Consider the following 11,014-nt stretch of genomic DNA (forward strand, 5'->3'; position numbering starts at 1 on the left):
GCCCCGGGGCTGCCCCGGCGATCGTGACGTCGTTGTCGTCGGCCCGGACACCGCGACCGGTCATGAGGTCACCGGCTGGGCCGGGGCCGGAGCCGGGGTGGCGGCACGGGCGCGGTCGGCGATCTCGGCGCCGCGCGCGAACCAGATCCCCTCGTCGGCGCGCACCGTCGCCAGGAAGCGTTCCAGCATGCGCAGCCGTCCGGGCCGGCCGATGATCTGCGGATGGACGGTCAGGACGGCGAGTCCGCCCCGGTCGTGGATGGCGTTGCACTCCTCCTGCCACAGCTCGGCGACCTCGCGGGCGGAGCGGATCGTCCGGTCCCAGCTGGAGGCGTCGAACCAGAAGTGGGGGGCGTCGTCGAGGATCCAGTGCACCGGGAGCTCGACGATCTGGTGCGCCGGGTGCCGGTAGGGCACGGTCGCGTCCATCAGATTGGAAGCGTAATCAAACCCATGCTCGATCAGCAGGTCCAGGGTGTTCGGGCTGATGTCCCAGGAGGGCGACCGGTAGCCGTGGATCCGAGGAGCGAAGCGGCGCAGCGCGTCCAGTCCGCGGCCCAGCTCGTCGGCCTCCTCGTCGCGGCTCATCAGGTGCGGGGAGCGGTGCGTGAACCCGTGATGTCCCAGTTCGTGGCCCCGTGCGACGATGGACTCCACGGCGCGCGGGTGACGTTCCGCATCGCCTCCACAGACGAAGAACGTCGCCGGCACATCCAGGCGGGACAGTATGTCGAGAATTTCCGGTAGCGCCCGTTCCACGCCGTACCGGGCCTGGGACAGCACTCCGGGCCGTGCCGCATTGGCCGGGTCTTCGGCGAGCCAGAGTTCCTCAGCGTCGAAATCGACGGTCAGCGCCATCGCGGCGCGGCTGCCAGGCGGCCACATAAGAAATTCCTCTCGCTCTGCGTGAACCATGTGCAGATTCGAGGAACACACTAATGCCCGGACTGGTTGCGGGAACTCCGTAATCTTACGTACGGGCAGCCGCGGGCCGTCCGGTACACGGCCCGGAGGGAAACGCCGGTAGGGGGCGTACGTAAAGATACGTATATGGCCCCGGTGCGGGATTTGCCACTCTACGGACATCCCCATGAACCCCCGTTGAAGCAACGGCGACGGAGAGCGACCATGCCGGTGTCCCCATCCACGAATCAGCAGCCTCGGGCTCAGCTCACGAGAGTCCTGCGGCTTCCCGCGATCGTCCTGTTCGGCCTGACCTACATGTCCCCGGTGGCGGTCTTCACCACCTACGGGATCGTCGACGAGCAGACCCGCGGCCACCTCCCGGCGGCCTATGTGCTGGCCCTCGCGGTCATGATGCTGACGGCGCACAGCTACGGCCGAATGGTCCGCGCCTTCCCCGAGGCGGGGTCGGCCTACAAATACGCGCAACGAGCCTTCGGCGGGCACGTCGGATTTCTCACCGGCTGGGCCCTGATGCTGGACTATCTTTTCCTGCCGATGATTTCCTTCCTGCTCGCCGGAATTTATTTGCATGCGCAGTTCCCGGCGATTCCCCAGCAGGTGTGGAGTATCGGACTTCTACTGATCGTCCTGGTCTTCAATATCCTCGGCGTGAAATTCCTGAGCCGGGTGACCGCGGTCATCATGGGAGCCACGGCGGTCCTGCTGTTCCTCTTCATCCTCCTGGCCGGCACGAAGACCCAGGCTTCGCCTGGCCAGATGTTCGACTCCTTTGTACCGGGGTCGGGCCAGTGGTCCCTGCTCACCGGGGGCGCGGCGATCCTCGCGCTGGGCTTCCTGGGCTTCGACGCGGTGTCGACGCTCGCCGAGGAGGCCCACGATCCCCGGCGGACCGTGCCGCTGGGCATCCTGCTGACCACGGTGATCGGCGGTCTGCTGTTCGTGCTGGTGGCCTGGCTCGGCGAGCTGGTGCGGCCGGGCGGCGGCTTCGCCGACCCCGACTCCGCGGGTGCCGAGCTGATGAGGTCGGTCGGCGGCGCGGCCCTGGCCACCGCGTTCACCTTCATCTACGTGCTGAACTGCTTCGGGTCCGCGATGGTCTCGCAGGCCAGCGTCGCCCGGATCATCTTCTCCATGGGCCGCGACGGTGTGCTGCCGCGCCGCCCGTTCGGCAATCTGCACCCGCGCTTCCGCACCCCCGTGGGGCCGCTGGTGCTGGTGTCTCTGGTGGCCGTGCTGTCGGCGGTGCTGAGCCTGGACGACGCGGTGGTCATGGTCAACTTCGGCGCCCTGGCCGCGTTCTCCATGGTCAACCTCAGCGTGATCAAGCACTATCTGTACCGTCGCGGCCCCATCACGCCGCTGTCCTGGCTCCTGGACGGCCTGCTGCCGGCGCTCGGCTTCCTCAGCACGGTCTGGCTGTGGACCAGTCTGACCGGTACGACGTTCACGGTGGGCCTGATCTGGATGGCGGCGGGCATCGTCCTGCTGGCCGTGATCACCCGGGGCTTCACCCGCAGACCGCCGGAGCTGCGGATGGACGAGGGCGAGATCGACGCGGAGGCGGGGGCGGACGCGGAGGCGGAGGCCGATGTCGACACCGTCGGCGGCACGGGCGCCGACGCCCCCGCCGGGGACACCCCGCACGCCCCCCGCGCGGACCGCACCGGCCCACTCGCCTGATCCCGTACGCCACTTGATGCCGTACGCCACTTGATGCCGTACGCCACTTGATCCCGTACGTCGCCAGATGCCGTACACGCCGAATCCCGTACGTCGCCTGGATGCCGCACGTCATCAGATCCCGTACGCCCCCTTCCCGGAACGGAAGAGCCACACCCATGAGCAACAGCCTGTTCGACCCCCTCACTCTGCGTTCCCTCACCATCCCCAACCGGATCTGGATGGCGGCGATGTGCCAGTACAGCGCGGCACCCGAGGGCCTTGGAACCGGCGCCCCCGACGACTGGCACTTCGCGCACCTCGCCTCCCGCGCCGCCGGCGGGGCCGGGCTGATCCTCACCGAGGCCACGGCGGTGACGCCCGAGGGCCGTATCACCCCCTACGACCTCGGCCTCTGGAACGACGAGCAGGCCCGGGCGTTCCGCCGGATCACCGCCTTCCTCAAGGCCCGGGGCACGGTGCCCGGCATCCAGCTCGGACAGGCCGGCCGCAAGGCGTCCACCGAGCGCACCTGGGTCGACGACGGCGCCCCCATCCCACCGGGCCACGGCCACGGCTGGACCCCGGTCGCCCCGAGCCCGATCGCCTTCGACGAGGCGTCGACCGTGCCCCGGGAGCTGAGTGTGCCGGAGATCAGGGGACTGGTGGTGGCGTTCGCCGACGCGGCCCGAAGGGCGCTGGACGCCGGGTTCGAGGTCGTGGAGATCCACGGCGCCCACGGCTACCTCCTCCACCAGTTCCTCTCCCCGGTCAGCAACCACCGCACCGACGCGTACGGCGGCTCGTTCGACAACCGCGCCAGGTTCGTCCTTGAGGTGACGGACGCCGTGCGCGCGGTGTGGCCGGAGCACCTGCCCGTGCTCTTCCGGGTCTCGGCGACCGACTGGCTCCAGGAGAGCGGCCGACCGGAGCCGGGGTGGACGGCGGACGACACCGTGCGTCTGGCGCGGGAGCTGCGCGCCCACGGGGTGGATCTGCTCGACGTGTCCACCGGTGGCAACCTCCCCGACGCGGATATCTCCGACTCTCCCGACTACCAGGTGCCGTATGCCGAGCGGGCGCGCGCCGAGGCCGGCATCCCGGTCGCCGCGGTCGGCCGGATCACCGCGCCGCGGCAGGCCGACGCCATCATCGCGAGCGGGCGGGCGGACGCCGTGCTGCTCGGCCGGGAACTGCTCCGCGACCCCTACTGGCCGCGCCGGGCGGCCCGTGAGCTGGGCGGCGAGGTGACCACCCCGGTGCAGTACCTGGCGGCCTCGTAGCAGGCGGCTGCCCGCGCCGCCGGACGGCGCCCGGGCAGGACATCACCGTCCGTTCCCAGCGCCTTGCCGAGCTCCAGGCGATCTCTGACGGTCCTCGCCCTTTCTACGTCTCGTAGTAGTTTGGACCGGCCGGTGAGAGCCCGGTGAGAGCCCTGTCGGGCGGAGGGGACAGCCGAGCAGAGGGAGGTGTCGGCGTGACGGGCGGCAGAGAGTCCGGGAGACGTGCGCGCGGGGAGCTGGAGGGCGAGGTGCTGGCGGCTCTGTGGGCGGCCGGCGGGCCGGCGACGGCGGCAGTGGTGCATGAGCACCTGGGTGGGGACACGGCGTACACCACGGTGCTGACGATCCTGACCCGGCTGTGCGAGAAGGGGCTGGTGACCCGGCGGAAGGAGGGGCGCAGCCACCTGTACGCGCCCGTGCACGACCAGCCGGGGCTTGCGGCGGCGGGGATGCACTCGCTGCTGGACGAGGGCGGGGACCGTGCGACGGTGCTGGCCCGGTTCGTGTCGGACCTGTCCCCGGAGGACGAGCGGCTGCTGGAGCAGCTGCTGCACGGTGACGGCCCCGGGCGGGGGTAGGAGTGTGTACTGGCCGGTGCCGCAGCGTGCACGGGTGCTGCTGACCCCGCCGGTGCCCCGCTGCAACGGTGCGATGGTGACCTTCGCGGTGCTGATGGCAGCAAGCGGGTCAGCGGGCCGGGGTGTGCCGGTCGTCCGGGTCCCGGGACTGGTCCGGCTCCGTGGCCCGGCGGCGCAGCAGGTGGCGTACGACCACGAGGGCGAGGGCAACGCCGGCCGCGGTGAGCACGTACAGCTCGTACCGCTGGACGGCCGGGTACAGGGTGCCGATGTGGTCTCCGGCGAGGGCGCCGAGAGTCACCCAGAGGCCCACCCACAGCGCGGCCCCCAGGGCGTTGAAGGCGAGGAACCGGCGCCAGGGCATCTCACTCAGTCCGGCGACGATGCCGTTGGCCTGGCGCAGGCCCTCGATGAAGCGGGCGACCGTGATGACCTTGCCGCCGTTGCGGGCGAAGAACGCCTCCGCCTTGGCGACCCGGGCCGGAGTGAGCAGTACGTAGCGGCCGTAGCGTGTCACGAGGCGGTGGCCGCCGTAACGGCCGATGACATAGCCGATGTTGTCGCCGCAGACGGCGGCGAGGAAGGCGATCACGGCGACCGCGACGACGTTCAACTGCCCCGCTCCCGCGTACACGGCGGCGGCGATCAGCACTGTTTCCCCGGGAACCGGCACACCGAAGTCCTCCAGGAAGAGCAGGCCGCCGACCGCCGCGTAGCCCCAGTGATTGAGCAGCGGTGCAAGGTCGGCGAAGACCCCGGGCAGAGGAGGCGGTGCGGTCATCACGGATCACCTCTCCAGCCGAGGCTACCGGGCGGGCTGCGCGACGGCTCCGGTCAACAGCGGTCGCAGGGCGCCACGGCTCAGGGCCGCGACCAGCGGGGTGGCCCAGCGGCGCAGCGCCAGGCCGGTCAGATGGGCGACGGGGAGAGCGAGCAGGACGGAGCCGAGGACGTCGTGGGGGTAGTGGGCGCCGACATAGAGCCGGGTGAAGCCCTCCACCACGGCGAAGCCGGCGGCGATGGCGCTCAGCCGGCGGTCGAGCAGAAAGAGCGCGGCCACGGCCGCGGCGGCGACGGTGGCGTGACCGCTGGGGAAGGCGTAGTCGGAGCGTGTGGGGCAGGCGTCGACGAGATAGGCGTGGGGCATCGACCGGCACGGCCGCGCCTCGGCAACGATCTTCTTGACCACCTCGGCGACGGCGAAGGCGGTCACGACGGCGACCGGCGCGGCCAGCGCGACGGTCATCGCCTCCGTAGCGCGGCGGCGCGCCGACCACCAGCCCGCGAGCGTGAGGACCGCGAAGACGCCCAGGCCGAGGTTGGTCCACAGCTCCAGTGGGGTGTTGAGCCACTTGGTGTCGCGGGCGAAGTCCGTGACGGAGGTGAACAGGGAGCCGTCGATACCGGATCCGTCGAAGGCGGGCTGGACGGCGGCCGGCAAGGTCATAGGCGGATGTCCTTACAGGCGAACGCGCGGCGGCGCGGAACAGCCCGCGCTGTCGGTCAGACCTACGCCTCGATGAATGAGTGGTGACGCCGGGGCGAGGCGAAGGTGACCACAGAGCCAAGCTACTACATGTTGTAGGAGTTTCTGTCCGGCAAGTCTTCGCATCCCGCCGCCCCCCCCGCCGCCATCCCCGAGCTTCTACATCATGTAGTAGTTTTCGTTGTCGGTGCCCACCGCAATCGCCCGGCCGGACAGGGCGTGGCTTCGGTCTGCCCACGGCACTGCCGTCACCCGGGCATGCCCGGCCGGGCGCACATCCCGTCAGGAGGCTGATCGACCGTGCCCCAACGCGACGACCTGGTGCCGGAGCCGGTGCCCTCGCCCTCCGCCGCGCCGCTACGGAACTCAGGGCCCCGGCGGATCGCGATCATCTCCGCGAGTGTCGGCGCGGGCCACGACGGCGCGGCCGCGGGGCTCGCCGACCGGCTGACCGCGCACGGGTACCTGGTGGACCGGCACGATTTCCTCGAACTGCTGCCCGCCGGTACCGGAAGGCTGCTGTGCGGCGCCTACCACCGCCTGCTGACCTGGGCACCGGCCGGCTACCAACGCCTCTACCAGGCCACCGAGAACGCGGCGCGCCCCGGCGCGGTGTGGCGGTCGCTGTTCCGCGGCGCCGAGCGGCGCATGCTGGGGATACTCCGGGCGGAGACGTGCGCGGTCGTCTCGACCTACCCGGGGGCCAGCCAGGTTCTCGGCGCGCTGCGGCAGCGTGGCCTGCTGACGGTTCCGGCCTTCACCTATCTGACCGACTTCTCCGTCCACGCCCTGTGGGTCTCGCCCGGCATGGACGCGCATCTCGCCGTGCACGCGATACCGGCCGCTCAGGCGCACGCGCAGGGCGCGGCCGGTGTCACCGTCGCCGGTCCGGTCACCGATCCACGCTTCGCTCCCGCGACCGCCGGGCAACGGTCCGACGCCCGTGCCCGGTTCGGTCTGCCCGCGCGGGTACCGCTCGCCCTGCTGGTCGCGGGCTCGTGGGGAGTCGGTTCGGTGCGGCGGGCCGCTGCCGAGATACGGGAGACCGGGGTCGCGGTGCCCGTGGTGGTGTGCGGGCGCAACCAGGCCCTGGTCGAGCGGTTGCGCCGGGACGGGATCGAGCACGCCTTCGGCTGGGTCGACGACATGCCCGGCCTGATGCACGCCTGCGACGTCCTGGTGCAGAACGCCGGCGGGCTGACCTCGTTGGAGGCGTTCGCCGCCGGGCTGCCGGTGGCCGGCTACCGCTGCATCCCCGGCCATGGCCACACCAACGCCGCCGCCCTGGAAGAGGCAGGGCTCGCAACCTGGATCCGCGATCCGGCAGACCTCGCCCCGGTACTCGCCGAACTCCTCCACGGACCGCGCGGCCGGGCTCAGCGCGCGGCAGGACTCGCCCTGCACCGATCCGCCCCCGGACCCGTGCCCGCCATCGCCGCAAGATCCAGGACACAGCCTGCTCCAGACGCACAGTCGGCGACGACGCGCCCCCTGGCCGGGCGGCGGCTCACCCTGACGATGGCGACCGCGGCGGCCACGGTCGCCCTCGGCGTCGCCGCCCCGCTCGCCTACGCCTACACCGAAACACCCGCCCGCTTCACCGCTGTCGCCCACTACCTGGACGGAGACGGACGATGAGGCCGACCCGTCCCGCACTTCTCGCCGCCGCTGCTGTCCTGCCCACGCTCGCCGCCCTGCACGCCGCCCCCGTGATGTCCACCTTCGGGCCGCTGCGCAACAAGGTCATGCCCCGCCTGGCCGGCCAAGGCCGACCGGACCGCGTCGCCCTCACCTTCGACGACGGCCCCGACCGCCTCTCCACCCCGTACTTCCTCCGTCTCCTCGAAGCACGCGGGATCCACGCCACCTTCTTCGTGCTCGGCTCGATGCTGGTCCGCTCGCCCGGGCCGGCGAAGGAGATGGCCGCCGCCGGACACGAGATCGCCGTCCACGGCTGGCACCACCGCCCCCTGCTCCTGCGCGGCCCCCGGGCCACCCACGACGACCTCGCCCGCGCCCGCGACGCCGTCACCGATCTCACCGGCCGGCCGCCGACGCGCTTCCGGCCCCCGTACGGGGTGATGACCACCGCCGCCCATCTGGCCTGCCGTCACCTCGGGTTGACCCCCGTACTGTGGACCTGCTGGGGCGAGGACTGGCGCAAGAAGGCCACTCCACGCTCAGTCCACGACACCGTCCTACGGGACCTGCGCGGCGGCGGAACCATCCTGCTGCACGACTCCGACTGCACCTCCGCCACCGGTTCCTGGCGCACCACCCTCGGCGCGCTGCCCCACATCCTCGACACCTGCCAGGCACGCGGCTGGCAGGTCGGTTCCCTCCAAGAGCACGGCATCTTTGGCGATCGCACCGACCGCCGACCGCTGGAGCACCGCACCGTTACACGGTGACCCGGCCGATCCCGCCGACGACCGCGACCAGCAACGGCTCTCCCGCATCACCGAGTTCGCGGTCACGCTCGGCCGCGCCCTTGGTCCGGTCCGGACACGGTAAAGAATGAAGAAAGTTCCAAACTGAAGTCGATTGATGGTTCATCCTTCGTTCATCAACTGGGGTGAACTTTTTTCCATCCGGACTCTACGGTCGCGACATGCGACAGATGCGTGTAATGACCGTGGGCGACGTTGTCGGCCCCGAAGCGGCTGCGTGGCTCGGCGCCCGCCTGCCGGAACTCCGTGCCGAGTACGAGCTCGACTGGATCGTGGTGAACGCCGAAAACGCGGCCGTCACCGGCCCGTTGCCGTACAACGGATTCGGTACCACTCGCAAGGAGCTGGACGTCCTCATCGCCGGTGGCGCCGACGTCATCACCGGCGGGAACCACTCGTGGGACGGTCCCGAGGTCGCGGAGTCGTTCGCGTACCCGCAGGTCGTCCGCCCCCTGAACGTGCCGGAGACGCGCGGAAAGGGTGTCCTGACCATCGGTGAGGGCGACAAGACGCTGACCGTGGTGAACCTGCTGAGCCCCGGCGCGGTGGGCAAGGGATGCCTGGCCCCGAAGCCGACCGACCTGTGGGACGCGTGGACGGAGTTGGCCGAGGGCGGTCTGCTCCAGGGGACGGTCGTGGTCGACCTGCACAGCGGGTCGCCGGGGGAGAAGGCGTGGTTCTCCGGCGCCGTCGACGGGCAGGTCGCCGCGGTCGTCGGCACACACACCCACGACGGGACGAAGCTCGCACACGTGCTGCCCGGCGGCACCGGCTTCGTCGCGGAACTCGGTATGGTCGGCCGCCTGGGCTTCAGCGGGTACGGGTTCGACCCGATCCACTTCGTCAAGGAGTACCGCGGTGAGGACACCTCCTCACTGCCGCCTTTCCAGCTCGCCACCGGTGATTTCACCCTGGGCGCGGCGATCTTCGACATCGCCGACGGGCTCACCACATCGGTGATCCGCGTCGATGCCGGCTGAGCACCGTTCCTCTCCTCATTCCTCTCCTCCTCGAACCCCTCCAGAGAGCAGTCATGATGTCCATCTCCCCCGTGCGCCGATGGCGGCGACGGCTTCCGGCCGTCGCCGCGACCGCGGCAGCCGCCGCGTTGGCCCTGAGCGCGTGCTCGTCGTCGTCGACCGCGTCGAACGCGTCGAACGCCCTGAGCGATGAGATCACGATCGCGGACCACGCGATTCCGCAGTCGCTGGACCCGATGAACTCGGCGTCCTACGAGGTAACGCAGCTGACCTTCCTGTGGGGCGGCTACCTCACGAACTACTCCGACGGGAAGGACAGCGGCACCCCGCAGCTGGCCAAGTCGGTCACCGCCTCCTCCGACGGGCTGACCTGGACGGTCAAGCTGCGTTCCGGGCTGAAGTTCTCCGACGGATCCGCCCTGACCTCCAAGGACGTCGCCGCGTCGCTCGACCGGATCCTGTCGACGCCGAACGTCGCCGGTGACAACTTCATCGGCCCCGCGATGAGCAGCATCAAGAAGGTCACCGCGCCCGACGACAACACCGTCTCGCTTGCAATGAACCGTCTTTATCCGGGCATGCCGGCCGCTCTCTCGGTGCCGGAGATGGTCATCCTGCCGGCATCGGGCATCGCCAAGGGCGACAGCTTCTGGAAGCACCCCGTCTCGGCCGGCCGGTTCAAGTTCGACACCATCGACACGACCAACGGCAAGTTCACCCTCTCGGCGAACAACGACTACTACGACACCACGCCGCGCAAGGTAAAGAAGATCAACTTTGTCTCCGTCACCGACGCGGCAACACGTCTCGCGCAGCTCAAGAGCGGGCAGGTCGACTACGCTGACAACATCCCGGGGAACCTGCTGTCGCAGGTGAAGAGCCCGTTCACGCTCGATACGGCGAAGTGGAACGGCGGCCAGATGGGGCTGTCGGTCAACTTCAACAACCCCATCGCCGGTGACCAGCGTGTCCGCCAGGCGATCTCGCTCGCCGTCAACCGTCAGCAGATCGCCGACTCGGCGCTCGGCGGCGAGCGCGTCGGGCTGCCGCTCTACGGTGTCCCGTGGAACCAGGACAACAAGTCGCCGAACGTCAAGGCCACCAAGCAGGACATCGCCGCGGCGAAGGCGAAGCTCAAGGGCACCAAGTGTGAGAACGGGTGCACCATCCCGCTCGTCACCGTCACCGACTCCGCATGGCAGGTGCCGCTCGTCGCGCAGGTCGTGCAGCAGCAGCTCAAGGCCATCGGCATCCAGCTGGAGATCGAGAACACGCCCTTCACCCAGGCCGCCGACCGTCTCAAGAAGGGCGACTGGGGGCTGTTCACCCGGTGGATCGGCTACTACGAAAACACCCAGAGCTACCTCGGTGGCTACATCTACGGCGACCCGACATCGGCGAACAACGCCAACTTCTGGGGAACGCTGCCGACGAAACCTCACATGCCGGAGCTGAAGAAACTGTCGGACCAGTTGAAGACCGCCTCCCCCAGTGAGGCGCCCGGCCTGGTCGAGAAGATCAACGAGGAGTACGTGAAGGAGCTTCCGTCGATCCCGCTGACGACCCTCAGCTACGTGGGTGTGTCCCGGTTCCCGAGAGACGTCGTCCACAGCGTGGGCGCTTCGTACCTGGTCCTGCCGTAACCCGCGGG

At 70.0% G+C, this 11,014-nt stretch carries 10 protein-coding genes; 7 read left to right on the forward strand and 3 right to left on the reverse strand.

Annotated elements, in window-relative coordinates; all coding sequences use genetic code 11:
* Positions 1 to 60: 60 nt before the first annotated feature.
* The gene (locus ACWEKM_RS28930) at positions 61 to 885 is read right to left on the reverse strand and encodes a polysaccharide deacetylase family protein (RefSeq protein ID WP_451624192.1); all 825 of its coding nucleotides are present in this window, start codon (positions 883 to 885) and stop codon (positions 61 to 63) included.
* A 243-nt stretch (positions 886 to 1,128) separates the two neighbouring features.
* On the opposite strand from ACWEKM_RS28930, the gene ACWEKM_RS28935 reads away from it, so the two are divergent.
* From ACWEKM_RS28935 to ACWEKM_RS28945, 3 genes are all read left to right on the forward strand, one after another.
* Positions 1,129 to 2,607 carry an APC family permease gene (locus tag ACWEKM_RS28935; protein WP_451624193.1) on the forward strand — a complete coding sequence of 493 codons (1,479 nt, stop codon included), beginning with the start codon at positions 1,129 to 1,131 and terminating at the stop codon, positions 2,605 to 2,607.
* Positions 2,608 to 2,765: 158 nt separating this feature from the next.
* A complete protein-coding gene (locus ACWEKM_RS28940; protein WP_451624194.1) occupies positions 2,766 to 3,869 on the forward strand; it encodes an NADH:flavin oxidoreductase/NADH oxidase in 1,104 nt (367 codons plus the stop codon).
* A 194-nt stretch (positions 3,870 to 4,063) separates the two neighbouring features.
* Complete coding sequence (locus ACWEKM_RS28945; protein WP_451624195.1) at positions 4,064 to 4,447, forward strand: BlaI/MecI/CopY family transcriptional regulator; 384 nt, start codon at positions 4,064 to 4,066, stop codon at positions 4,445 to 4,447.
* 109 nt (positions 4,448 to 4,556) lie between these two features.
* Here the strand turns inward: ACWEKM_RS28945 and ACWEKM_RS28950 are convergent, their stop codons facing one another.
* Both ACWEKM_RS28950 and ACWEKM_RS28955 read right to left on the reverse strand, forming a co-directional pair.
* Complete coding sequence (locus tag ACWEKM_RS28950) at positions 4,557 to 5,228, reverse strand: DedA family protein (protein ID WP_451624196.1); 672 nt, start codon at positions 5,226 to 5,228, stop codon at positions 4,557 to 4,559.
* 24 nt (positions 5,229 to 5,252) lie between these two features.
* Entirely contained in the window at positions 5,253 to 5,894 is a 642-nt protein-coding gene (locus ACWEKM_RS28955; RefSeq protein WP_451624197.1) for a phosphatase PAP2 family protein, read from the reverse strand.
* A 339-nt stretch (positions 5,895 to 6,233) separates the two neighbouring features.
* On the opposite strand from ACWEKM_RS28955, the gene ACWEKM_RS28960 reads away from it, so the two are divergent.
* From ACWEKM_RS28960 to ACWEKM_RS28975, 4 genes are all read left to right on the forward strand, one after another.
* Positions 6,234 to 7,571 carry an MGDG synthase family glycosyltransferase gene (locus ACWEKM_RS28960; RefSeq protein WP_451624198.1) on the forward strand — a complete coding sequence of 446 codons (1,338 nt, stop codon included), beginning with the start codon at positions 6,234 to 6,236 and terminating at the stop codon, positions 7,569 to 7,571.
* Positions 7,568 to 8,344, forward strand: coding sequence for a polysaccharide deacetylase family protein (locus ACWEKM_RS28965; RefSeq protein WP_451624199.1), 777 nt, complete (start codon positions 7,568 to 7,570; stop codon positions 8,342 to 8,344). Before ACWEKM_RS28960 ends, ACWEKM_RS28965 begins: the two co-directional genes overlap by 4 nt.
* Positions 8,345 to 8,544: 200 nt before the next feature.
* Positions 8,545 to 9,363 (forward strand): YmdB family metallophosphoesterase, encoded by an 819-nt coding sequence (locus ACWEKM_RS28970; protein WP_451624200.1) that lies wholly within the window; start codon positions 8,545 to 8,547, stop codon positions 9,361 to 9,363.
* A gap of 53 nt (positions 9,364 to 9,416) precedes the next feature.
* Positions 9,417 to 11,006 carry an ABC transporter substrate-binding protein gene (locus tag ACWEKM_RS28975; RefSeq protein WP_451624201.1) on the forward strand — a complete coding sequence of 530 codons (1,590 nt, stop codon included), beginning with the start codon at positions 9,417 to 9,419 and terminating at the stop codon, positions 11,004 to 11,006.
* The last annotated feature ends 8 nt before the right edge of the window (positions 11,007 to 11,014 follow it).

It is taken from the genome of Streptomyces sp. NPDC004752 (assembly GCF_053601275.1).

Bases quoted from the DNA above. Each gene is read 5' to 3' on its own strand.
- ACWEKM_RS28930 (WP_451624192.1), bottom strand. From the start codon at position 885: ATGTGGCCGCCTGGCAGCCGCGCCGCGATGGCGCTGACCGTCGATTTC.
- ACWEKM_RS28935 (WP_451624193.1), top strand. From the start codon at position 1,129: ATGCCGGTGTCCCCATCCACGAATCAGCAGCCTCGGGCTCAGCTCACG.
- ACWEKM_RS28940 (WP_451624194.1), top strand. From the start codon at position 2,766: ATGAGCAACAGCCTGTTCGACCCCCTCACTCTGCGTTCCCTCACCATC.
- ACWEKM_RS28950 (WP_451624196.1), bottom strand. From the start codon at position 5,228: ATGACCGCACCGCCTCCTCTGCCCGGGGTCTTCGCCGACCTTGCACCG.
- ACWEKM_RS28955 (WP_451624197.1), bottom strand. From the start codon at position 5,894: ATGACCTTGCCGGCCGCCGTCCAGCCCGCCTTCGACGGATCCGGTATC.
- ACWEKM_RS28965 (WP_451624199.1), top strand. From the start codon at position 7,568: ATGAGGCCGACCCGTCCCGCACTTCTCGCCGCCGCTGCTGTCCTGCCC.
- ACWEKM_RS28970 (WP_451624200.1), top strand. From the start codon at position 8,545: ATGCGACAGATGCGTGTAATGACCGTGGGCGACGTTGTCGGCCCCGAA.
- ACWEKM_RS28975 (WP_451624201.1), top strand. From the start codon at position 9,417: ATGATGTCCATCTCCCCCGTGCGCCGATGGCGGCGACGGCTTCCGGCC.